Origin of the sequence: Pseudobutyrivibrio sp. AR14 (genome assembly GCF_900101325.1) — a bacterium.
GTDB lineage: Bacteria > Bacillota > Clostridia > Lachnospirales > Lachnospiraceae > Pseudobutyrivibrio.
In genome coordinates this window covers 22,504-47,204 of sequence record NZ_FMUY01000013.1, presented here as the reverse complement: position 1 = coordinate 47,204, position 24,701 = coordinate 22,504, and the positions used below count along the sequence as shown (strand labels likewise).

The 24,701-nt window shown below is 39.3% G+C and carries 23 protein-coding genes and 1 pseudogene; 5 read left to right on the top strand and 19 right to left on the bottom strand.

Going from position 1 to position 24,701, the window contains the following annotated elements; translation table 11 throughout:
* Window positions 1–115: 115 nt before the first annotated feature.
* Window positions 116–1,387 carry an aminotransferase-like domain-containing protein gene (locus BLP50_RS11300; RefSeq protein WP_090154798.1) on the top strand — a complete coding sequence of 424 codons (1,272 nt, stop codon included), beginning with the start codon at window positions 116–118 and terminating at the stop codon, window positions 1,385–1,387.
* On the opposite strand, the gene BLP50_RS11295 is transcribed toward BLP50_RS11300, so the two are convergent.
* Entirely contained in the window at window positions 1,378–3,549 is a 2,172-nt protein-coding gene (locus BLP50_RS11295) for a zinc ribbon domain-containing protein (RefSeq protein WP_090154796.1), read from the bottom strand. The genes BLP50_RS11300 and BLP50_RS11295 overlap by 10 nt on opposite strands.
* Window positions 3,550–3,576: 27 nt before the next feature.
* Window positions 3,577–4,398, bottom strand: a complete 822-nt coding sequence (gene pgeF / locus BLP50_RS11290) for a peptidoglycan editing factor PgeF (RefSeq protein WP_090154794.1) — start codon at window positions 4,396–4,398, stop codon at window positions 3,577–3,579.
* A 707-nt stretch (window positions 4,399–5,105) separates the two neighbouring features.
* Here pgeF and BLP50_RS11285 point away from each other — a divergent pair.
* Genes BLP50_RS11285 through larC form a run of 4 tightly spaced genes read left to right on the top strand, consistent with a single transcriptional unit; the run spans window position 5,106 to window position 9,048 of the window.
* Window positions 5,106–6,236, top strand: a complete 1,131-nt coding sequence (locus tag BLP50_RS11285; RefSeq protein ID WP_090154792.1) for an aldo/keto reductase — start codon at window positions 5,106–5,108, stop codon at window positions 6,234–6,236.
* An 18-nt stretch (window positions 6,237–6,254) separates the two neighbouring features.
* Complete coding sequence (larE, locus tag BLP50_RS11280; RefSeq protein WP_176753767.1) at window positions 6,255–7,073, top strand: ATP-dependent sacrificial sulfur transferase LarE; 819 nt, start codon at window positions 6,255–6,257, stop codon at window positions 7,071–7,073.
* Between the two features lie 3 nt (window positions 7,074–7,076).
* Window positions 7,077–7,820 (top strand): nickel pincer cofactor biosynthesis protein LarB, encoded by a 744-nt coding sequence (gene larB, locus BLP50_RS11275; RefSeq protein WP_090154788.1) that lies wholly within the window; start codon window positions 7,077–7,079, stop codon window positions 7,818–7,820.
* Between the two features lie 16 nt (window positions 7,821–7,836).
* Window positions 7,837–9,048: a nickel pincer cofactor biosynthesis protein LarC gene (gene larC / locus BLP50_RS11270; RefSeq protein ID WP_090154786.1), complete on the top strand. Its 1,212-nt coding sequence runs from the start codon at window positions 7,837–7,839 to the stop codon at window positions 9,046–9,048.
* Here larC and BLP50_RS11265 read toward each other — a convergent pair whose 3' ends face one another.
* From BLP50_RS11265 to BLP50_RS11185, 17 genes and pseudogenes are all read right to left on the bottom strand, one after another.
* Window positions 9,049–9,990 (bottom strand): LysR family transcriptional regulator, encoded by a 942-nt coding sequence (locus BLP50_RS11265; protein ID WP_090154784.1) that lies wholly within the window; start codon window positions 9,988–9,990, stop codon window positions 9,049–9,051.
* Between the two features lie 2 nt (window positions 9,991–9,992).
* Window positions 9,993–10,763: a tRNA threonylcarbamoyladenosine dehydratase gene (locus tag BLP50_RS11260; RefSeq protein ID WP_090154781.1), complete on the bottom strand. Its 771-nt coding sequence runs from the start codon at window positions 10,761–10,763 to the stop codon at window positions 9,993–9,995.
* Between the two features lie 133 nt (window positions 10,764–10,896).
* Window positions 10,897–11,766, bottom strand: a complete 870-nt coding sequence (locus BLP50_RS11255; RefSeq protein ID WP_090154779.1) for a MetQ/NlpA family ABC transporter substrate-binding protein — start codon at window positions 11,764–11,766, stop codon at window positions 10,897–10,899.
* Window positions 11,767–11,826: 60 nt separating this feature from the next.
* Window positions 11,827–12,489 carry a methionine ABC transporter permease gene (locus tag BLP50_RS11250; protein WP_090154777.1) on the bottom strand — a complete coding sequence of 221 codons (663 nt, stop codon included), beginning with the start codon at window positions 12,487–12,489 and terminating at the stop codon, window positions 11,827–11,829.
* Between the two features lie 88 nt (window positions 12,490–12,577).
* Window positions 12,578–13,267, bottom strand: a pseudogene (locus tag BLP50_RS11245) (methionine ABC transporter ATP-binding protein); the annotation flags it as partial.
* 364 nt (window positions 13,268–13,631) lie between these two features.
* Complete coding sequence (locus tag BLP50_RS11240; protein ID WP_090154773.1) at window positions 13,632–15,152, bottom strand: alpha-N-arabinofuranosidase; 1,521 nt, start codon at window positions 15,150–15,152, stop codon at window positions 13,632–13,634.
* Window positions 15,153–15,275: 123 nt separating this feature from the next.
* A complete protein-coding gene (locus BLP50_RS11235) occupies window positions 15,276–15,524 on the bottom strand; it encodes a DUF6171 family protein (protein WP_090154771.1) in 249 nt (82 codons plus the stop codon).
* 38 nt (window positions 15,525–15,562) lie between these two features.
* Complete coding sequence (locus BLP50_RS11230) at window positions 15,563–17,077, bottom strand: sodium/proline symporter (protein ID WP_090154768.1); 1,515 nt, start codon at window positions 17,075–17,077, stop codon at window positions 15,563–15,565.
* A gap of 24 nt (window positions 17,078–17,101) precedes the next feature.
* Window positions 17,102–17,854, bottom strand: coding sequence for an amino acid ABC transporter ATP-binding protein (locus BLP50_RS11225; protein WP_090154766.1), 753 nt, complete (start codon window positions 17,852–17,854; stop codon window positions 17,102–17,104).
* 28 nt (window positions 17,855–17,882) lie between these two features.
* On the bottom strand, window positions 17,883–18,539 hold the full coding sequence (locus tag BLP50_RS11220) for an amino acid ABC transporter permease (protein ID WP_090154764.1): 657 nt from the start codon (window positions 18,537–18,539) through the stop codon (window positions 17,883–17,885).
* A 13-nt stretch (window positions 18,540–18,552) separates the two neighbouring features.
* A complete protein-coding gene (locus BLP50_RS11215; protein WP_090154762.1) occupies window positions 18,553–19,374 on the bottom strand; it encodes a transporter substrate-binding domain-containing protein in 822 nt (273 codons plus the stop codon).
* A 173-nt stretch (window positions 19,375–19,547) separates the two neighbouring features.
* On the bottom strand, window positions 19,548–20,366 hold the full coding sequence (locus BLP50_RS11210) for a phosphatidylserine decarboxylase (protein WP_090154759.1): 819 nt from the start codon (window positions 20,364–20,366) through the stop codon (window positions 19,548–19,550).
* Window positions 20,367–21,062, bottom strand: a complete 696-nt coding sequence (locus BLP50_RS11205) for a CDP-alcohol phosphatidyltransferase family protein (protein WP_090154757.1) — start codon at window positions 21,060–21,062, stop codon at window positions 20,367–20,369.
* A complete protein-coding gene (locus tag BLP50_RS11200) occupies window positions 21,046–22,092 on the bottom strand; it encodes a lysylphosphatidylglycerol synthase transmembrane domain-containing protein (protein WP_090154755.1) in 1,047 nt (348 codons plus the stop codon). Before BLP50_RS11200 ends, BLP50_RS11205 begins: the two co-directional genes overlap by 17 nt.
* Before the next feature lie 49 nt (window positions 22,093–22,141).
* The gene (gene mnmA, locus BLP50_RS11195; protein ID WP_090154753.1) at window positions 22,142–23,206 is read right to left on the bottom strand and encodes a tRNA 2-thiouridine(34) synthase MnmA; all 1,065 of its coding nucleotides are present in this window, start codon (window positions 23,204–23,206) and stop codon (window positions 22,142–22,144) included.
* A 13-nt stretch (window positions 23,207–23,219) separates the two neighbouring features.
* Entirely contained in the window at window positions 23,220–23,813 is a 594-nt protein-coding gene (locus BLP50_RS11190) for an HD domain-containing protein (protein ID WP_090154751.1), read from the bottom strand.
* A gap of 64 nt (window positions 23,814–23,877) precedes the next feature.
* Window positions 23,878–24,690 (bottom strand): TrmH family RNA methyltransferase, encoded by an 813-nt coding sequence (locus BLP50_RS11185; protein WP_090154748.1) that lies wholly within the window; start codon window positions 24,688–24,690, stop codon window positions 23,878–23,880.
* Between the last annotated feature and the right edge of the window lie 11 nt (window positions 24,691–24,701).

Here is a 24,701-nt window from a genome sequence, read left to right as displayed (position 1 = left end):
CTCCATTTAAACTTTTTATTCGAAAGCACTTCCTAATCATTTATGTTAGCGGTATAATACCACCAAACTGATACTTAAAAAATACTCAATTTTAATTAATTTTTAGGGGACAGATATGAAGGTATACGAGAAAATCTATGACTATTATGTTAAGCAAATGAACGAAGGAGCCCTAAACAAAGGGGATAGAATGCCATCTCTTAGGGAGACGGAGCAGCTTCTTAGTGTTAGCCGCACCTCTGTAGAAACAGCATACTTGCAGCTGTCTGCCGATGGATATATTTACTCAGTGGAGAAGGTTGGCTATTTTATAACAGGTCTTTCGGCCACCATGAAGGACCGCGTTCAGGAAAAAGAAATTGAAAATATCAAAAAAGATACTGCCAAAATCCGCTATGACCTAGCTACAATCGGCGAAGATAAGCAGGTTTCTTGCCTTCCGCTTTGGACTAGATATATGAAATCCGCCCTCAGACAAGAGGAACGTTTACTATCCTATTCCGACAATCAAGGTGAAGAAGATCTTAGAGCAGAAATTGCAAAATATGTTAGGAAAAAAAGAAATATCATTTGCAGCGCAGATGACGTGGTAATCGGCGCCGGATTCCAAAGTTTGCTTACGATTCTAATTGCTCTTAATCCAACTGATAAGACTATATCTTTTCCTACAAGAGAATTTTCTGATGGTGCCAAGACATTTGAGATGGCTGGCTATCAGGTAAATTATAGAGATAAAAACAGTGCCCTCATATATGTCACCCCATCCTACATGACCAAATGGGGCCAGGTCATGACTATGAAGAGACGCCGCGAGCTTATCGACCATGCCTTCACCAATGACCACCTTATTATAGAGGATGACTATCAAAATGAGTTTGTATTTTCAACCACCCCTACCCCTAGTCTATATGCCGTGACTGGCGGAGAGCGAGTGGCCTTCCTTGGCTCCTTTTCAAGTGTCCTTCTTCCAAGCGTCAGAATCAGTTATATTATTCTTCCAAAGGACACCAAGAACCAGTATCAGGACATAAAAAAATATTTCAACCAAACCACCTCAAAGGCTGAGCAAATTGCACTTGCCCAGTTTCTTCGTGATGGCCATCTTAACAGGCACATAAAAAAAATCCGTAAACTACAAGAAGAGAAACGTGAACTAGCTCTTAGTGAACTAAGTAAACATTTCTCTTCTGAACAATTATTATTTGGCGATAGTGGAATGGAAATCGCCTTAAATTTAAAAGGTAAAAACCTATCAGATACGCTTCTAAAAAAAGGCATCAAGGTAAATACTATCAGCTCTACTGAAGATGGGGAAACTCTTCTTTTATCCTTCAGCAGAATTCCAAAGGAAGATATTCCTGCAGCTATAAAGGCCCTTTACTCCTGAATATAATTACTATTTGCTATCAAAATATATTGAGTAGAATCAGTTTTGGCAAATCCCATTGTAACCTGTCCATCGTTATCAGTGTATTTAACTATCTTGTCTACATCATCTGATACTAAAACTGGCTCATATGTATAGCGAATAGTACTAAAATAATATAATTCACTTCCCTTTAGATAATAAAATACTCCAGAGCTTGAGACTGATATGTTATTAATGTCCGAAGCTTCTTCATCTAAAACTCTATCTGTCGTTTCTGTCCTAGCCCATTTGTACAACTGATTATCAAGTTTGTACAGTACTACATCCTCTTTGGCATTAACAGCAAAGCAATCTACATTTGTACTTTCTGTAATCACATATTTGGTGGATCCACCAGGACCAAATTTCACTTCTACAAGCCCCTCATCTGACTGATATGTAACAGCTAATGCTTCGTCAGCTTTTGAAGCCTCGTAAATATTGACCTCAGATAATCCTGGCTCATCAATAACAGATAATTCTTTTGTAAATTTGTTAGCACAGTAGATTTTACCATCTACAGCTATATTGTTAACTATTATAGCGCTCTTATCATCAGAAATAATATACTCCGAATTATCGTTTATTGTCACATCATATGCTATATCTTCATCTCTTCCATCATAATATCTATGCAAGTGATTATTCTCATCCAAATAGAATGTACAATCTAAATCATAGGAAACAGAAAGTGGCTTACACTCCCCTGAAGCTATTGTTGATCTATTTTTTCCATCTCTATCGCACTGACAAAGTACTTTTCCCTCTTCAGTTTCTGCTAAATATAAAAAGCCCGCTTTGCTGCCCGCTGCATCAAAAACAAAGGATTCAACTTTAGAAACCACCATATATACATCATAGTCATCTTTATCGTATTTACGATATGTTAAATAACCGTTTTCACTTATATATGCAAGGTCATTTCCATCTGACAAAATCTGGAAATCCTTCACATTACTAGTCACCTTTTGTGGTTCTAAATTCCCATCTACCAGATACAACTCTCCATCTTGATAATAAGCAATCCTTTGGTGATTTATGTCCGATTTCACAACGGCATCTTCATTAATTTCAATGCTTTCCCCATCTGTGTTATAAATCTTGCCTAAGTCAGCGTAGACATATACAACTGGTTCTTCTTCAACTTGAGATGATGAGCTGGAACTATGCAAATTTAAACCATACATATTCTGTAATGACTCAAGATCAACATTATTATATAATTCCTGCTTAGCTTTCTCGTATTCATCTTCTTTATTATTTCTTGTGCCACTTATTACTAAGGCCATAATTATAAATGCAAAAAATAAAACCAGTGAAAATCCGGCCGGTTTAGAATCAACATCATCATTATTTTTCTTTGAATTATTGTAAGTTCCAGAATTGTATGTTCCAGAAGACTTTGCGGAGCCACTAAACTCATATTTATTTTCCTTATATCTGTATGGCTCCTCTTTTTTATCTTCTGCAGCTATAGAACTTGAAGTGACAGCAGCGGAATTATCTTCTTCATCATCGTCCTCCTCTGGATATGCTGAAACAATTGCATCAGAAATATTTGCAACAGCATCAGCTATATCCTCTTTCATATCATCCCCAACTTCTAACACGTCCTCAGCAATATCCTTCATAGCTTCGCTGAAAGTATCAAAAATAGAGATATTCTCAGATTCATCTTCTGATGTATCTGTTCTAGACTCAGCTACTGCAGGAGTTGGCGTCGCTGGCTCTGGCTTTACTGGCTCTGATTTATCTGAAGTTTCTACAATTGGCTGTTCTGATTCTGGCTTTACTGATGTTTCTACAACCTGCTTTTCTGGTTCTAGCTTTACTGCCTCTGACCCAACTGGAGTTTCTACAACCTGCTTCTTTTCTTCTAATTTAGCCTGCACATCTACAACTGATTGCTCTTCTGGCTTAGCTTGCGCCTCCACCTCCACTACTGTTTTCTTTTCTTCTGGCTTAGCTTGCGCCTCAGAAACCGGCTTTGCTGCAGGTGTCTCTTCCTCAGTGCCCCAATTGATTCCATAACTAGTTCTAGCAGGTGTATTTGAAATACTCCCTGTAAAATCAACTAGCTGTCCGCACTTAGGGCAGGCAATATGTCCATCTACAGGCGCTCCGCAATTTTTACAATTCATAAACAACATTCTCCCAAATAAACTAAACTACAATGAAATAAACGCAGCTAGGCTGCCTCGATTTGCTCCCATAATTCTGTGTGAGTAGAACAAATCTGGATTGCACCGAGTGCAGTAATCCGTAATTTCGATATTCTCCTCTGGCACTCCTGCTTCAAGAAAAACAAGCTTGCATGCAGCCCACAAATCAAGCATGTATTTATCTGAATCATCTGGATTAAAAACCGATGGTTTTAAAATCACATCTCTATTTTCTTCTCCAAATGCACCTACAAAAGCATCTGCAACATCAGCACTTACCTCGTAGCAATTTCTGCATATGCTAGGAGCTATACCACAGATTGCATCAGCTGGAACTGTGCCAAAATGCTCAGCCATTTTTTCAATAGTCACCTTGCCAATTTTTCCAACTGTTCCTCTCCAACCAGAGTGCGAAAGAGCCACCACTTCATGAACCGGATCATACAAAAAAAGAGGAACACAATCCGCATAAAAAGTAACCAGTGGCATGTCCTTTACATTTGTAATAAGCCCATCTACATCATCATAAGGAAGCGGTCTAACTATTCCATTTCCTGCATCCTTTTCATCCACCACAATTACATTGGTTGTGTGAGTCTGCTTTGAAAGGCACATACGCTCATAATTCATATCAAGTGCATTTGCAATTCGCTTAAAATTCTCGTGTACATTGGCATCCTCATCTCCACGATTGAATCCCAAGTTAAGTGAATCAAAAACACCATCACTCACTCCACCAATCCTTGTAGAAAATCCATGCTTCACACCTGCATTCTTAAACAAATCAAATGTCATAAAAGTCACGTTATTTTTTGTCTCTTTATTCATAGCATTGTCCTCGTCTATTTTTCTGCATATCTCATATGTCACTTATATCAATTTAAACCTCGGTAGTATAATAATACTTTCAGTTCAACATGTAAAGTATCTTTTTCTACTGCTTGCATGGGCTTTTTCATTTTAGGCAGTAGCTATTTTGAAAACTGCTACTGCTTAAATCTCATTTTTCTATATAGGCAGTAACCTTTTTCATTTTCACTACTGCCTATTTCCCATTTTTTCCCACAGGCAGTATCCTTTTTTCATTTTTCTACTGCTTATTTCCCATTTTCCCCCACAGGCAGTACCTTTTCCAATTTTCCTTACTGCTTATTTCCCATTTTTTTCCACAGGCAGTACCTTTTCCAATTTTCCCTACTGCTTATTTCTCATTTTCCTCCACAGGCAGTACCTTCCTCAAATCCTACTACTGCCTAAACTAAAAAAGTCTCCACAAGCAGTACCTTTCTCAAATTTCCCTACTGCCTAAACAAAAAAACATCCACTAGGCAGTAAAAACAATTCACCATATAGAAAACACGCGACAGAAGACCTCGCTGTCCATATCTTCAACCGCAAAAAATAATAAGCAAGACGACAACAAATGATATTCTTATTTAAATTTCCTATATGTTATACTTAAAACATATCTGGGCAGTAAACTGGCAAATACAAATGCCCATAAGACTATTGTATTTAAGTAAAAGGGGGTCACTATGGCAGAAAGATATTTCGGTGAAAGCACACCAAAGCTTGGATTTGGCTTGATGCGCCTTCCAAAGGAAAAGGACAATCCAACGAAGATTGATATAGAACGTACTAAGGAAATGGTAGACATGTTTATGAAGGCAGGTCTTACCTATTTTGACACCGCTTTTGTATATGATGGCGGCGAATCAGAGAAGGCAGCAAAGCTTGCTCTCGTAGATAGATATCCACGTGAGAGCTACACCTTAGCAACAAAGCTTGCTTCATTTGCTGCAACAGATGAGGCTAGCGCAAAGCAGGAGCTTCTTACTAGTCTTGAACGCACTGGAGCAGGTTACATCGACTACTATCTTCTCCACGCTCTTCAGGATGGCAACTATAAAAAATACGACGAATGGCATCTTTGGGATTATGTAAAGGAAATGAAAGAAAAGGGCCTGATTAAGCATTGGGGATTCTCATTCCACTCTACTCCAGAACGACTTGATGAGATTCTTACAGCACACCCAGATGCTGAGTTTGTTCAGCTTCAGATTAACTACGCTGACTGGAACAACCCAGATGTTCAGTCAAGAGCTTGCTACGAAGTCGCCAGAAAGCATGGCAAATCAATTGTAGTAATGGAGCCTATTAAGGGTGGCACACTTGCCAATCCTCCAAAGGCAGTTAGAGATTTGCTCACAAGTGCAAGGCCAGATTTAAGCGTAGCTTCATGGGCAATTAGATTCGTGGCATCACTAGATGGCATTATCACTGTACTTTCAGGTATGTCTACTGAGGAGCAGATGGCTGACAATCTTTCTTATATGGCAGACTTTAAGCCACTTTCAGAAGATGAAAAGAAAGTTATTAAGCAGGCGCAGGATATCTTGGATGGCATCGATTCTATCCCATGTACCTCTTGTCACTACTGTACAGACGGATGCCCTATGCAGATTCCTATTCCAGAGATTTTCTCTGCAAGAAATAAGCAGCTTATCTGGGAACAAAAAGAGGCAGGTCAGGCTGACTACGACAAGGCCGTATCAAATAAAGGAATGGCCAGCGCATGTATTCAGTGTGGTCAGTGCGAGGGTGTATGTCCTCAGCATATTGATATCATTAACAGACTACAGGATTGTGCAGCTGCATTTGAATAACACAAAAGGATTACAATCATGAGCGACAATAAACTAAATGAATTAAAAGCATACCTTAAGGAGAAAGGCAGTATCGCCATCGCCTATTCAGCTGGGGTGGATTCTACTTTTCTTCTTAAAGTAGCCCACGATACACTAGGGGATTCCTGCATAGCAATCACAGGAATCAGCGAAGTCTTCCCTCACAAGGAGCAGGATGAAGCTTCTGAATTCTGCAAAAAAGAAGGCATCCGCCAGCTTATCCTCTATCCCCACGAGGTGGAGGACGAAGAATTCGCCAAGAATCCTTCTAACCGCTGTTACATCTGCAAGCACATTCTCTTCTCTCGTATGAAAAAGATGGCTGCAGAAAATGGCATTGCTTACATTGCAGAAGGCTCTAACTTAGATGACCTAGGTGACTATCGTCCAGGGCTTCAGGCCATAAAAGAATTAGAGATTTTAAGTCCTCTTAGAGAAGTGGGATTGACAAAAGCAGAAATCCGTCAGTATTCCAAGGAGCTAGGTCTTCCTACATGGGACAAGCCATCGTTTGCCTGTCTTTCATCGAGAATTCCATACGGCGAGCGAATCACTCCAGAAAAGCTTGCAATGATTGAAAAAGCTGAGGATCTTATCTCCTCACTTGGGATTAAGCAGTTTCGTGTACGCATGCAAAAGGACACAGCTCGCATAGAGACTCTTCCTGAGGATTTTCCTATTCTACTTCAGGATGATAATCGAAACAGAATAATTACTGAATTCAAAAGCTTTGGATTCAAATATATATCACTGGATTTACAAGGATATCGTACAGGAAGTCTTAACGAAGTTCTATCATCAAAAAAGGATAATTAGACCATGAATGATGAAATCAAAGAATTATTAGAAGGTGTTAAAAACGGAAATATTTCTGTCGATGATGCCATGCACCAATTAAAAACAAAGCCTTTTAAGGACATCGGCTACGCTAAGCTTGATACTCACAGAGCCCTGAGAAATGGTGTAGGAGAAATCATCTATGGCGCCGGCAAAACACCAGCGCAAATAATTGGCATTATTGATACCATGAAGGAATCAAATCAAGATAGAATCCTCATTACTCGCATTTCACCAGAAAAGGCTGATGAAGTCAAAAATGTTCACGACCTTACCTACTACGAAGATGCAAAAATTGCCATCATAGGCGGCATGCCAAAGGCTAATGGCAAGGGCACAATTGTAGTAGCCACAGGAGGTACTAGCGATATTCCTGTTGCAGAAGAAGCTGCTCTTACAGCAGAGTTTCTTGGCAACAATGTAAAACGTATATACGATGTGGGAGTTGCCGGTATACATCGCACACTTTCCCACCTTGATGATATTGTAGACGCCAATGTAATAATTGCCATCGCAGGTATGGAGGGTGCTCTTGCCAGCGTACTTGGCGGACTTGCAGAATGTCCTGTAATTGCCGTTCCTACTTCTGTAGGATACGGTGCATCATTTGGTGGAATATCAGCACTTTTATCCATGCTGAATTCCTGTGCCAACGGAATCTCAGTGGTAAATATTGATAATGGTTTTGGCGCTGCCTACCAGGCTAGCCTAATTAACCATCGTTAAACTTATAGGAGGAACTATGAAGACTCTCTATATTGAATGTAAAATGGGTGCTGCTGGTGATATGCTTACAGCTGCTCTACTTGAACTAGTAGATGATAAAGATGAGGCTCTAAAGGAGCTTAATAAAATAGGCATTCCTGGAGTTACATATACCGCTTCTTCAGCGGAAAAATGTTGTATCAAGGGAACTCATGTCACTGTATCCATAAATGGCGTAGAAGAAGAAATAGAACACAGCCATCACGACGAACATGACCATAATCATGAACACCACCATCATTCTCACAGTAGCTTAGCTGACATTACCCATATCATAGAACATCTATCTGTTGATAATGAAGTTAAAAATCATGGAATCGAAATCTATAATTCTATAGCAGAGGCTGAATCAGCTGTCCACGGTGAGCCTGTCAGTGAAATTCATTTTCATGAGGTAGGCACTATGGATGCCATAGCTGATGTAATTGCCGTATGCTACTTGATAAATAAACTTCAGGTGGAGAATATCATCGTATCTCCTATCAATGTGGGAAGTGGAACTGTTAAGTGCGCCCACGGCATTTTACCTGTACCCGCTCCTGCCACCGCTCTACTACTAAAGGGTCTGCCAACATACAGTGGCACAGTAGAAAGCGAACTATGCACTCCAACTGGCGCTGCAATTCTCAAGCATTTCGGCAAGGAATTTAAATCCATACCTACCATGACGACTGAAAAAATTGGCTACGGTATGGGCAAGAAAGATTTCCCTGTGGCTAACTGTGTCCGCATTTTCCTAGGTGAGACCATAGGCTCAACAGATGAAATAATAGAATTAAACTGCAATATAGATGATATGACTGGAGAAGATTTGGGATTTGCTCTTGATGCCATCTATGAAGCCGGAGCTAGGGAAGCATTCTTCACATCTGTCCAGATGAAGAAAAATCGTCCTGGCGTATTGCTTACAGTTATCACAACTGCTGCAGAAAAGGATACTGTGGTCAAATCTATTTTTGCCAACACTACCACTATTGGCATTAGAGAAAAAGCATGTAATCGCTTTATTCTTGATAGAAAAATAGAAACTATTGATACTCCACTAGGCCCTGTTCGTGTTAAAAAATCAAGTGGCTATGGAGTCCAAAAATCTAAAGTAGAGTTTGATGATTTATCAAAAATCGCAAAAGAAAAAGGGCTTAGTCTTACAGAAGTAAGAACTGCCATAGCCCCTTTTATAAATGAGTAATTATCCTTCGTAGATAACAGATTTATCGATTTGCTCCAAAGCTTTGTGGATCTCCTCGATAAACTGCTCACCCATTTTACTCATTACACTATTCTTTTTAGTTACATATCCGATTTCCATTACACTGTTAGGATTCTCCTCATCTCCGCGATATGGCACAACGATATAGCCGTCGCCATTTAAATCGCCCCAGATGATTCCTGAGCATAGTGTATAACCATTGAGAGCCCGGATAAGATTAAGCATTGTAGATCTGTCTGTGACTCTCAATGTCTTTGGATAAAAGTTCTCGCTCAAAATCTCCTCTGCCAAAAATTCATTTTGGTCTCTCTGTTCAAAGAACATACATGGATATTCCTGCAAATCCTCAATACTAATAGAATCCTGGCTTGCAAGTGGATGGTCCTTCCATAAATAGACAAAAGCCCGGCACTTTATAAGTGTGTGAAATTCCAGTCCATGCTCCACAAAAAGCTTGTTCATGGCTCTCTTATTTCTCTCATTAATATAGAGAATTCCCACCTCACTCTTTAGAGAACTAACGTCATTGATAATATCCATAGTGGTAGTCTCTCTAAGAGCAAAATCGAAATCATTCATATCGTACTGCTTTGCCATATCAACAAAAGCACGTACTGCAAATGTATAGTGCTGTGTGGAAACACCAAACTTTCTCTTGTAATTACCCTCTCCACTGTATTTCTGCATTACAATATCGTATTGACGATAAAAGCCTCTAATGTCGTTAAGAAACTCCTCGCCCTCAGGTGTTACAATAACGCCCTTATTGGTACGCATGAAAATAGTGATGCCCACTTCATTTTCAAGCTCCTGAATTGCAGAAGTCAAAGTAGGCTGAACGATATAAAGCTTCTCAGCTGCCTTGTTCATTGAACCGCACTCTTGAATTGTAAGAGCGTATAAAACCTGCTGTAATGTCATAATTAAACTCTCCCTCCAAAACCGTTAGACAAATCCTTAATAACCTCACTTGCTAAAACAAGTCCTGCCACAGCAGGTGTAAATGCAATAGAGCCTGGTATATCTCGTCTCTCTGTACACTTGTGCTCTGCGCCTGGTGGACAAATACAATTAGTCCTGCAGCTAATAGCCATATCCTCAACTGGACGTGTTGGCTTTTCATCGGAAAATACCACCTTAAGGCTCTTAACTCCACGCTTTTTCATCTCACGTCTCATTACCTTTGCCAGTGGACACATGGTAGTCTTGTAAATGTCGGCCACTCTAAATCTGCTAGGGTCAAGCTTGTTGCCTGCGCCCATGCAGCTAATTACAGGAACATCAAGCTCCTTGCAACGCATGATAATTTCTATTTTGGCAGTAACTGTATCAACAGCATCTACTACGTAATCATATGACTTAAAATCAAATGTATCTGCATTCTCAGGAAGGAAGAAACACTTATGAACTGTAATATCAGCCTTTGGATTGATGTCTAACATCCTCTCCTTCATGACGTCTACCTTGTGCTTACCAACAGTACTTCTAGTGGCAATGATCTGTCGATTGAGATTAGTCAGGCATACCTTGTCATCATCCACCAAATCAAAATGACCAACTCCAGTACGAACTAGGGCCTCACATACATAGCCCCCTACGCCACCGATACCAAAGATAGCCACTCTTTTATTTTGTAACTCCTCCATTGCATCTTTACCTAAAAGGAGTTCTGTTCTCGAAAACTGATTTAACATTTTATTATCCTATCCTACAAAGCAAAAGCAGATGATATCTACCATCTGCTTTTAATCTCCTATCTAAATAATAGGTAATTATATATTATTTTCTTTGCAGTGATTTGTCAATTATAAGCTGCAATTTCACTAATTAAAATGGAACAACTGCACCGTCATAAGTTGACTCAATATAGCTCTTAACATCGTCAGATGTGAGAACCTCAACAAGTGCTTTGATTCCCTCATCATTCTCGTGACCTTCTGCAACAGCAATGATGTTAACGTATGTCTTAGCAGCCTCTGAATCTGCAGACTCGTAAGCGATAGAATCCTTTGATACAGAATATCCTGCCTCAAGTGCATAGTTACCATTTAATACAACAAATGCTACCTCGTCCTTTACACGAGCTACCTGAGCTGCCTCAAGCTCCTCAAACTTGATGTTCTTTGGATTCTCTGTAATGTCATTAACTGTAGCTGTAAGACCTGCACCATCCTTTAATGTAAGAAGACCATTATCCTGAAGAAGAAGGAGTGCTCTAGCCTCGTTTGTTGTGTCGTTTGGAATAGCAATTGTGTCACCATCTTCGATATCGTCAAGAGATGCCTTCTGACCTGGGTAGATACCAAATGGCTCATAGTGGATGCCACCTGCATTTACAAGGTGTGTGCCCTTCTCCTCGTTGAAGCTATCAAGATATGGTACGTGCTGGAAGTAGTTTGCATCAAACTCGCCTGAATCTACTACAAGGTTTGGCTGAACATAATCATCAAATACTGTAACCTCAAGCTTGTAGCCCTTCTCCTCTAAAAGTGGAGCTGCATACTCTAAAATCTCTGCGTGTGGTGTAGCTGATGCTGCTACTGTAATTGTTGTAAGCTCCTTGTTCTCCTCTTTTGCCTCTGTTGCCTCATCTGCCTTTGGCTGTGCATCCGCTGTAGCGTCGCTGCTTCCGCAACCTACTAATGCACCTATTACAAATGTTGCCCCTAAAATGCTTGCTAAAATTTTCTTTCTCATGTCTTTTCTCTCCTTTGTGTGTAAAATTTTAAGTAATATATTATCTCCCCTAATATACCCTTATGCTTTCTTGTGATTCAGTATTCTTGCTATGAACATTCCAGAGTTTGTAAATACCTGGAATAAAATAATAAGCAAGATAACTGTAACTATCATGATATCTGTCTGATATCTATAGTATCCGTACTGGACTGCTATATTTCCCAGTCCACCACCGCCTACGGTACCAGCCATAGCTGAATAACCAAGTACAGTACCTAAGGCTATTGTCGCGTTGGTGATAAGAGATGTTCTTGCCTCAACAAGAAGCACCTTAAATACGATTTGGATTCTAGATGCGCCCATTGATTTGGCTGCCTCTATAACTCCTGCGTCCACTTCCTTAAGTGATGACTCCACCATTCTTGCAATGTATGGAGCTGCTGAAATAACAAGAGGAACGATTGTTGCTGTAGTGCCGTATGACTTACCTACAATCTGTCTTGTAACAGGAATAAGTAAAATAAGTAAAATCAAAAATGGTACGCTTCGAACTACATTTGAAATTGCATCCAACACTTTATATAAAAATGGATTAGGCTTTAATCCGTTTTTATCTGAAGTAGTAAGTAAAATTCCCATTGGAAGTCCTAGAAGGTATCCAAAGAATGTGGAAACCACTGTCATGTAGACTGTCTCAAGTATTCCGTTTAATATCATATTTGTTGTAACACTATCCCACATAATCCTTTGCCTCCTTTCCTTCTCTTTGTTCTCTATTCTTTAACTCATTTTCCTTGTTCAGCCAAAAGAACTTGTCCTCTGGAAGATTAACTTCATCGATTCTTCCACTTTCAATAAGCTCCCCGTCATCGATGATTGCCACCTTATTACAGATGGCCTTTACTACTGACATCTGATGAGTAATAAGAACTATTGTGATTCCATACTCTCTATTAATCTCCTTAAGAAGTGTAAGGATTGATGCTGTTGTCTGTGGATCAAGTGCACTTGTTGCCTCATCGCAAAGAAGAATCTTTGGATTGGAAGCAAGGGCTCTTGCTATTGCAACTCTCTGCTGCTGTCCACCTGAAAGCTGCGAAGGATATGATTTAGCCTTATCCTCAAGCCCTACTTTTGCAAGAAGCTCAAATGCTTTTGCTCTGGCTTCTTTCTTTTTTACACCCTGAAGTGTAAGTGGAAATATTACATTATCAATGACATTCTTCTGCTGAAGTAAGTTAAAGTGCTGGAAAATCATTGATATCTCCTGCCGCTGTGCTCTAAGCTCAGCCTCATTAAGCTGTCCTAACTCCTTTCCGTAAACTATAACCTGACCACTAGTTGGTTTCTCAAGATAGTTCAAACATCGAATCAATGTGCTCTTACCGGCTCCAGACATTCCGATGATTCCGCAGATATCTCCGCTTTCAACATTCAAGTTGATATTTCTAAGTGCCTCAACTCTGCTGTCCTTGCTTTCAAAGCTTTTTGATAAGTTTTTAATTTCTATTGCTCTCATCTATAAATCTCCTTGTGCCATAACCTGGCAATAAAAAAACCATTGCCGCTTATAACTACTCCCAGGCAATGGCTTCTTAAGATATTGGCGCAAGACAATAAGCCATGCACCCTCGGCCCTTAATCACCTGGGAGAACAGCATTCGACGCATGCACATATTCATCATTGATGTACAATTTATAGTTCTCATTTGCCTTGCTCCTTTCTTAAATATTAAATAACAATTAAATAATCATATGTATTTGTTATAGGAATATAATAGTCTCCTACCGCTGTGAAATCAAATAGGCAAAAATTATAGCTAGCTATCAATTAAATTGATAACTAGCTATATCTGAAACACTATTATTTTCCTAAATTTAGGCTATTTATTAATTCTAATACTTACTACTGAGCAAGCTGGAATAGTAACATTGATTCCATTTACAGCCTTAGAGTAATCTGTAAACTCCTGCTCCTTAATTACCTCAGGATTTTCAAATGTATTGTGTGCATTCATAGCACCAGTTACAATAGATGCCTCACATACTGAATATGCATCTCCATCCTTTGTTAATTGAATCTCTATATTCTCTGTATCCTTAAGAGAGTTGTTTGTAAGAGTAATATTGATTACTCCATTCTCATCCTCAGAAACTGACTCAAATATCTTAGGAACTTCATTTTCTCCAGAACCCACTTTGCTAGAGTTAAGCAAATCGCTTCCTAAAAGTGTAGCCCCCTGATGATGACGATACATCTTGAATACATAGTATGTAGGAGTCTTAATCATCTTCTCACCTTCTGTGAGAACAACTGCCTGAAGCACGTTAACCATCTGAGCTATACATGCAAGCTTTACTCTGTCTGAATGCTTGTTGAAGATATTTAAATTCATACCAGCTACAAGTGCATCACGCATTGTATTCTGCTGATAAAGGAATCCTGGATTTGTACCTGGCTCTACATCTGTCCAAATGCCCCACTCATCTACCATCATGCCAATCTTCTTTTCTGGGTCATACTGATCCATGATTGCACCATGCTTTGTGATGAGCTCTTCCATGTAATATGATCTCTTAAGAGTCTTGTAGAATATTTCCTCTGTAAAATCAGTAGCACTTCCCTTGTAGTTCCAATCTCCATCCATCTCTGGAAGAGTATAGTGATGAAGTGAAAGACCATCCATAAATCCATGCTCTTTCTCAGGAGTACCATCGAAGCATGTATCAAGCACAACCTTGGTCCAGTGATAATCATCTACATTGGCACCACAAGCTATTTTTGCGATTGGCTTGTTGCCATCATAATTTCTAACATATGTCTGATAACGTCTGTATTCATCAGCGTAAAACTGTGGACGCATATTACCACCACATCCCCAGTTCTCGTTGCCTACTCCAAGATAATCAACTGTCCATGGCTCCTCATGACCATTAGCTTTTCTAAGATCAGCCATTGGAGAAACTCCGTTAAATGTCATGTACTCAACCCACTCACTCATTTCTCTCACAGTGCCTGAGCCCATATTCGCATTTACGTATGTCTTACATCCAAGCTGTCTACAAAGTTCAAAAAACTCATGTGTACCAAAGCTATTATCCTCAACAACTCCACCCCAATGAGTGTTGATCATCTTCTTTCGAGATCCCTTTGGGCCAATACCATCCATCCAATGATACTCATCCGCAAAGCATCCACCTGGCCAACGAAGAACAGGTATCTTCATCTCCTTTAAGGCCTCTACTACATCAGTTCTCATTCCATTTACATTAGGAATGTCGCTGTTCTCACCTACATAAAGCCCCTCGTAGATGCAGCGTCCCAAATGCTCTGAAAAATGTCCGTAAATTTCTGGAGCTATGGTGCTCTTTTTGTTTTCGTTATTGATAACTAATTTTGACATTATTCTTCTCCTTTTTTCCCTTATTATTTTCTTTTTACAATACCTAATTTCCTCCGTCAATAACATATCTTTTAATAAGCAAAAAATTGATAAAAAAAGGTAAAAATATCACTAAAAAATGCCCTACCATTTTTTGGTAGGACATTTTGATATTTTAGCTGCTGCGCGAATTTCAACATAACATCCACAGGACATGCAAGTACCTGCATTTAGCTTGTCGCATTCACCACATATATCTAGGCGTCTTTCGTATTCCTCGTCGGATACCATATCCGCCTCTTTTAGTGCACTTTTATATTTTTCTATCATAGCCATATCTGCATCAACCATATCGCGAAGCAGACATCGCACACAAACTCTTTTATCAATCATAGTTATTATGCATCTTTCGATTACTAATTATGACTATTTTACTTGATTGATTCAAACTCCTCAACAATCTCTTTGCTAGGTGCTTCAGTAGCAAGGCTTACTACCACGCAGAGGATAAGGGCAACGATAAATGCTGGAAGCAACTCATAGATACCAAAAACACCGCCAAGTGGCTTGATTAAAAACTTCCAAACAAAAATCATAATACCGCCACCAAGCATACCAGCGATAGCGCCATATCTATTAGCTCTCTTCCAGAAAAGAGCAAGAAGCATAATAGGTCCAAATGCAGCACCAAATCCTGCCCATGCAAATGATACAATACCAAACACTGAGCTGTTAGGGTCTCTTGCTATGATAACACCAATAGCTGCGATAATAACAAGAACTACTCTTGCCATTACCATCTGCATATGCTCAGAAAGCTCAATTCCAAATGTCTCATGGATTATATTCTCAGACACTGATGATGAAGCAGCAAGCATCTGTGAATCGCAAGTAGACATTGTACATGCTAAAATTCCGGCTAAGATAACACCTGCTAAAAGTGATGCTATAAAGCTGTGCTCTGCAAGAGTCTGAGCAATTACGATGATTGCTCTCTCTGGGTCCTGAAGCTCTGCCAAAGCACCCTTGCTAACCATAGTTCTTGCCATAACACCGATAAATATAGCTACGCCCATGGCGATAAATACCCAAACAGTAGAAATACGACGGCTGAGCTTGATCTTCTCTGGCTTCTCAATAGCCATAAATCTAAGAAGAATATGAGGCATACCAAAGTAACCAAGACCCCATGCCATTGTTGAAATAATAGTAATGATACCACCATAAGAAACTCTTGATGCTGTATCAAAATCATGTGTTGAAAGTAAGCTAATATATCCATCAAGTGATGTGGAATATGTGCTTACTGTCTGAAGGCCATCAACAGTAGAAAGTCCAAAGCAAACAACTGCAATAAGAGCAATAGTCATAATGATTGACTGGATAAAGTCTGTTACAGATGCAGCCATAAATCCGCCTGTAGCTGTGTATCCGATAATAACCGCTGCTGATGCAATCATTGCTACTGTATAATCAAGTCCAAAAAGTGATGAAAAAAGCTTACCACATGCAGCAAATCCAGAACCTACATAAGGAACAAAGAACACTACAATAATAAGTGATGATAAAAGCATAAGTATATGGCTCTTATCTCTAAATCTGTGCTCGAAGAAATCTGGAATGGTCACTGAATCATTTTTCTCAGAATACTTGCGAAGACGCTTAGCAACCAAAAGCCAGTTAAGATAAGTTCCAATACCAAGTCCAAAAGCTGTCCAGAATGCATCGCAAATACCAGTAGCGAAAGCAACTCCTGGAAGTCCCATAAGAAGCCATGAAGACATGTCTGATGCCTCAGCACTCATAGCTGTAACAAAAGGACCTAACTTTCTTCCTCCTAAATAATAATCACCTACAGTGTGATTCTCCTTGGCAAATGAAGCCCCCATAATAAGCAGTGCTGCCAAATAAACTACGATTGCAATAACAATACCTAGTGTAGCCATTTTTTCTCCCTTCTCTATGAAAATTTATTTTAAATAGTTAGCCAAAAACTGTCTCGTTCTCTCGTTAGATGGATTATCAATAAGCTGACTCGGTGTTCCCTTGTCTGCTATCACACCATTGTCCATGAAGATAATCTCATCAGAAACATCTCTAGCAAATCCAATCTCATGAGTAACTATAATCATGGTGGTATGCTGATCAGCTAGCTCCTTGATTACCTTAAGTACTTCTCCCGTAAGCTCTGGATCAAGAGCACTTGTAGGCTCATCAAAGCACAGAATATCTGGCTTAAGTGCTAGCGCTCTTGCAATAGCCACTCTCTGCTGCTGACCTCCAGATAACTGGTGAGGATAATTGTTCATCCTATCCTCAAGTCCCATCTTAACAAGAAGCTCCTTGCCAAGCTCCATAATCTCCTCGTCGCTCTTGCCATTAGCCTCAAGCTTTGGAGCAAGAGTCACATTTTCAAGAGCAGTATACTGTGGGAATAAATTAAACTGCTGGAAAACCATTCCAAAGTGGAGTCGCTTTTCTCTTAAATCAACTCCCTTTTCATGTCCTACTGCACCATCAAAAAGAAGATTTCCATTAACAGATATTGTACCAGCATCTGGTGTCTCTAAAAAATTAAGACATCTTAAAAGGGTAGTCTTACCAGAGCCAGAACTTCCTAGAATAGAAAGAGTCTGCCCCTTTTCCATTTCAAAACTAATTCCCTTTAAAATCTCCTGATTGTCAAAGCTCTTTTTTAAATCCTTAACTTCTAAAATCGCCATAGTCTATCTCTCGTCCTTATGAATTATCCTATTTGAAATAATCCAATTTCTTTTCAATATAGCCAAATAAAAGAGTCAAAACTCCACTGAATACAAGATAAAATGCACCTGTATAGAACAGTGGCCAAATGATTCCTGCACTCTTAATAAATCTCTCACCCTCCCAGATGATTTCATAGAAGGCGATAACTCTCGCAAGAGAAGTATCCTTAACAAGTGTGATAACTTCATTTGAAATAGGTGGAACAATTCTCTTTACTACCTGCAGAAGCACTATTTTAAAGAAAGTCTGCCCCTTAGTAAGTCCAAGAACTGCAGCCGCCTCATACTGTCCCTTTGGAATAGACTGGATACCACCTCTGAAAATCTCACTGAAATAACAAGCGTAGTTAATTACAAATGCAACAAGTGCTGCTGTAAATCTACCAGTGTCACCAGAGCCCCAGAAATTCATCCCGAAAAATATACCCGGTCCATAGAAAATAATGAGAAGCTGTAACATAAGTGGCGTACCACGTACAACCCAAATTATAAATCTGATTGGAAGTCTCACTATAGGATTCTTGTTCATAGAGCCAAAGCTAATAAGAAGTCCCAATGGAAGTGATAATAAAAGTGTTAAAATAAATAACTTGAGGGTTCCCAAGAAACCCTCAAGTAGTGATAATGTTACGTTTGCAAACATCTTAAATACCGTCCTACTGTTTTACGATAGCTGCCTGAACTCCGTACTCTTCGCCAATTGCGTTCATAGTGCCATCTTCGTAAAGTGCCTTGAGCTCATCATTAATATATGCTGCAAGGTCTGAACCCTTACGACATCCGATTCCGTACTCCTCGCTTGTAAGCTCAACTGTATATGTAAGATCTGGATAGCTTGTGCCCTCGCCTACCATAGCACCTGCCATTAACAAGTCGATGATACATGCATCTGAAGTACCAGCTGCAACTTCCATAACTGCATCAGCCTGTGACTTAACAGCTACATAGTCAAATCCGTTCTCTGAAGCTGCTGCCTCACCAGCAGAACCAGACTCTACTGCAAATGAAAGTGAAGATGCATCCTCTGCTGAAGTAATATCCTCTGCCTTGTCCTTAGATACTACAACAACCTGAGCATTGTTAAGATATGCATTAGTGCACTCCATTGCATTAGTAACTTCTGATGTAAGAGTCATACCATTCCAAACCACATCAATTGATTTATTATCAAGCTCAAGAATCTTGTTGTCCCAATCAATCTCAACAAACTCAACATCTACGCCAAGTGACTCAGCAACCTTTTTCGCCATATCAGCATCAAAGCCAATCCAGTTGCCATCGTCATCCTTATAATCCATAGGAGCAAAATCAGTGATACCAACAACTAATGTACCCTTCTCCTGAATATAAGCAACATCGCTATCTACTGTCTCTTCTGTAGCCTCACCTGTTGTAGCCTCTTCTTTTTTTGCACCGCAAGCACCAAAAGATGCAACCATTGCAACAGTTAATAAAGCAGCAAATAATCTCTTCTTCATCTATTTTCTCCTTATAGTTTCGTTAAAAATTACTTTATTACTTTAGCATACTAAACCGCTTATGTAAACATAATTTAATTTTTTATCATCAATTACATTTCCAAAACAAAAAACCTCCCACCTCTCTGTACCTACCAGAGAAGTGAAAGGCAATAATAATCTATTATATAGTTTTACGATATCGTAGTTCCTATTTGTTGACCTAAAACAACAGGAGTCTCCTCTCCCTTAGCAGATGCCTCAAGCAATTGCTCATCAATTACTGCTCTACCCGGTGGAACAAGCACTATGATAGTAGAGCCGCCATATTCAAAGTGGCCTTTCTCGCTGCCGCGAATTACCTCTTTTGCCATAGGCTCCTCGTTAACTATACGTCCTACAAGCATAGCACCAACTTCCATCTGTACGCATTTACCGAAATTCTCAGTATCGATAACTGTATACTCTCTTGCGTTTTGTACAAAAACAGGGCCTGCCTCAAGGGCTATAGGACGAACTGTGTGATATACTCCTGGGATTACTACATCTTGACTCTTCTTACCTGTTTCAAAATAGCTATATCTATGATAATGATTAACGCATAGACGATATACCAGACAATAGCCACCTTCAAAACTGTCTGCAAGCTCCTTATCCTTAAGCAAATCTCCTATTGTAAAAATGCTTTGCTTTACAGGGAAAACCTCTCCGTTTTTAATAAGTATCACCTTAAGTAATCCGTCACATGGAGTAATAAGATGATTCTCCTCTAAATCTACAGGTCTAAGTTCTGGCTTAATTCTTCTACAAAAGAAGTCATTAAAAGAACCTATATCATCTAAAATATAGTCATCTAAATTAATATTATTATTTTTTGCAAAAGGGCGAATTAATGCCTTGGAAATTTTGGAATCTAAAAGAAATCCTGAAAAATCAGAAATTGGTTTTGATATTAAGGGGCGAAGTATTATTCGCCCCAATTTTGTTTCATATAAAAAATCTAATGTACTCATTTACGAAAAGAATAAAATAAAAATAACTGCTACAAACTCAACTAATCCCACAAAGAAAATTCCGATAAACTGCTTAATGTTAGGCTTTGGTACCTTGAAATTGCCTATAAAGAGAAGGCTCATAATAAACAATACCCAGAAATAGAACATTGTAAGATCCGCTCTAACAAACCAATGAACTACAAGAGTAAGTGGAAATACAAGTGCTGCTACAGTAACTGGCATACCTGTAAAGTATTCCTTACCCTTGATTTTAGCCTCTTCTGCTCTCTCCTCTGTTGTAGAGTTGAAATACGCAAGTCTAATAAGTGCTGAAAGTACATAAAATACAGCAATAGAAATAAGAAGCACTAAAAGTCCCATGTGGTTTGGTATCTGCTTGTCAGTAAGTGAAAGCTCTGGAAGGCGTCCATTTACTCTAAGCTGTGCAATACCGATAGTTGCCGGAAGAATACCAAAGCATATTAAATCTGAAAGTGAATCGATTTGAATTCCAAAACGCTTCTCCAAATCAGTTCTGTTTTGTTTTGTTCTAGCAACCTTGCCATCAAATCCATCAAGCAATCCTGAAATCATAAGAAACAGTGTACCGCAGTATGGATGTCCCACCTCTGTCATTGTAAAAATAATTCCAAGCAAGCCTGAGCAAGTTGAAAGATAAGTTAAAATAACCGTGTAATCATAAACTCCTATCATATCTCTTCTTCCCTTTCATGTAACCAATCAGAGTAATCAAACCACTGAGAGTTACGCAAATATAAAATGTAATACCGCGGCTAATCATATCCAGCTCAAAAGCCGCATTCTTTGTCATAAAACTAGAGAATCCATAAATCATAAGATAATCAGCGATTCCCATAGCACCTGGAATAGGGACAAAGTTGTAACCTATTGTAATTAGGCACTGTTTAAAAAACAGCAAAACAGATTGATGCCTCTGACCGCCCAGTGCCATATATACCATTGAAGGCACTACAATCTGGCAGCTACGCTGAATCACATTCCAAAAGAACGCCTTAAACATAATTGAAGACTTGCCAGCAATAAGGCTAGAGCAATTCTCATAATCAATCTGTATTTTGTTAAGCCTCAGTAACCTACTGTCCAGCTTGTGAATAATCTTTTTCTTGTGCAGGAAGCGGAGAAGATTTGCCAGTGCGGTAAATACCTTTTCCCCTCTTCGCAAAACTGCCAAAAAGAAAATAACTAGAACTGTAAGCCCTATAGCTCCTGCCCCTATAAAAACCCTAGACCAAAAATTAAATTCAAAATATAGCTTAGGTGATACAATCACAGCTATTAAACCAAGAAAAATAATAGCCGCCGTGTACATCATTAAATTCACAACCAATGTAGCTGACGCTACGCCAACTGGTATGCCATCTCTCAACATGAAAAATGCGCTGGCAGGCTGACCACCTGTAGCCGATGGTGTGATGGCAGAAAAATAAATATCTGATGTACTGTAAAGAATGCCTTTACCTATACTTTTTTGGTATGAGATTTCCTTTAAAATCGAGCAAATCGCCACTGCTTCGAAAAAAACAAATAAAGTGGCAGAAATCATGGAGACAATAATCCATTTTTTATCTGCTCCCTCAATAATAGTAAGGAGCTTTTTTATAGACATGTCCTCACTCTGCTTAAGCACCGCCCATATGGTCAAAAGCGCCAAAGCCAAAGAAAAAATCATCCAAAATATTTTTTTCTTTTGAGAACCTTTCATTACAAAATATTCCTTATAGCTTTACTAAAACCCAAATTTATCACAGTGTTTAATTATATATTATTCCTCCTCCGAGAACAACCTCTCCATCATAAAATACAGCAGATTGTCCCGGTGTAATTGCCCTCTGTGGCTCATCAAAAATAATCTTTGCAGAAATAGGACCAGTTTTTTCTACCTGACATGGCTGCTCTGCCATTCTATAGCGAACCTTAGCCTTGCAAGAAAATCTCTCTGGAGTCTCATCTGGACCAATCCAATTTATATCCTTAACATACACGTCTCTTGTAAAAAGATCTTCATTCTTTCCTAACACAACCTTATTATTAGGAACGTCAAGCTTTGTCACATAAAGTGGATGAGCAGCAGAAATACCAAGCCCCTTTCTCTGACCGATTGTATATCCTACTATTCCCTTGTGCTGACCAAGCACATTGCCATCTGCGTCAACAAATTCACCTGGCTCATATTCCTTGCCAGTAAATCTCTTAAGTGCAGACACATAATCTCCATCTGGCACAAAACAAATATCCTGACTGTCAGGCTTGTTGGCATTGATAAAATCATTGCTCTCTGCAATTTTTCTAACCTCATCCTTAGTCAATTCACCAAGAGGAAAATCAGTGTGTGCAAGCTCCTCCTGTGTCATGTTATAGAGAACATAAGACTGATCCTTGTTGTCATCAAGTCCCTTTAAAAGCTGATATCCATTATCGCATTTACGGATTCTTACATAGTGACCTGTTACTACCTTGTCACAGCCAAGCTCCAGTGCTCTCCTATATAGCTCTGAGAACTTCATGTGCTTGTTGCATTGAATACATGGATTAGGTGTCATGCCATTTTCATAGCAATTAATAAAATCGTTTATAACTGTCTCTCTAAATCTATCCTGGAAGTTAAATGTGTAATGAGGCATGGAAAGTCGCCTTGCCACTGATTTAGCATCCTCTACATCATCTAAAGAACAGCAAGTGTTAGTGGCGCACACATTAATATCCTCGTTGGCATAGAGCTTCATGGTGCAACCAATACAATCATATCCTTTTTCTTTCATTAAAAGAGCAGCTACACTACTATCTACACCGCCGCTCATTGCAATAAGTGCTTTCATAAAAATCCTTTACTTATTCTGGTTTAATATTTCCATTTTCAATGTTGCGCTTGATAAGCACATCTACCACTTCATCAAACAATTTCTGAGAACCAAGTGCAGTCTTGCCCTGACGACCATAAACTAAAGATGCCTTAGCCTGATGCTCTCTCCAGTCAGCTCCACCATTGCTGTCATTAAGCATAAGTGGCTGTATATTGTCCATGGCGTGAGCAAATTTTGCCTCAGCAGTCTCATAGGCTTCAAACTCATCAAAAAGCCCCATGAGCTTTTCCTTTTGATCATCTGGCAAAATAGAAAAAATGCGTTCTTTTGCAGCATCCTCCCTGGCCTTCTGGGTCTTAAGCCCCTCTTCATCGTATGCATAGGTATCCCCTGCATCGATTTCCACTATATCATGAATCAAACACATGAGCATTACCTTTGCCACATCTATTTTCTCGTTGGAATACTCCTGCAATAGATAAGCCATAATGGCCATGTGCCAAGCATGCTCTGCATCATTCTCATTTCGACCGTGACCTGATATATGAGTCTGTCTGAAAATGTTTTTCTCTTTATCTATCTCAAGGGCAAAATCCATCTGCCTTTTCAATCGCTCATCCATTATAACGCCTCCCTATGAATATTACTTACAAATAATAATCCTTATATTTCTTAATAAATAATGATTATTTACAAAGCTCCCAAAATGTCACTGCACTTGCTGCTGCAACATTTAAAGAATCCACCTCATTGTGCATTGGAATAATAGAAACAAAATCAGACTTTGCTATTGTCTCATCCTTTATTCCAGTACTCTCTGTTCCAAATACCACTGCAAGCTTCTCCTGTGCCTTCAACTCTGGCGCAGAAAGGGGTATAGCACCTTCTTTAAGAGCCATAGAAACAACAGAAAATCCCGCCTCATGAAGAGTATTCATATAGTCTGAATCCTTTATAAAATATGTCCATGGCACCTGAAATACTGTCCCCATAGAAACTCTAGCAGCTCTTCTGTAGAAAGGATCTGCACTGGGATGGGTAAGAAAAATCGCCTCTATTCCAAGGGCTGCTGCACTTCTAAAAATAGCCCCCACATTGGTAGGATTCATCACATCCTCCAAAATAGCAACTCGTCTAGCCCCTACTAAAAGATCTCCTGCCTCTGGAAGATTAGGACGCTTACATGCAGCAAGCACACCTCTGGTCAGATTAAAACCTGTGATTTTATTAATCACATTAAGCTGTGCTATAAATACATCAATTTCTTCTAAATAGTCTCTAAGCAGACTCTGTACCACATCACTTTCAAAAGCCTTTTCTTCTACAAGAAACGCCAAAGGCTCCGCTCCTCTATCAAGGGCACGCTTAATTACCTCAGGTGTCTCTGCTATAAATGCTCCACCCTTTGGCTCAAAATAATGATAAAGCTGAGCCTCATTATATTTTGTAAACAACTCCACTCTATCGTCATTAATATCATTAATTCTAATTATTGCCATAATGATTTACC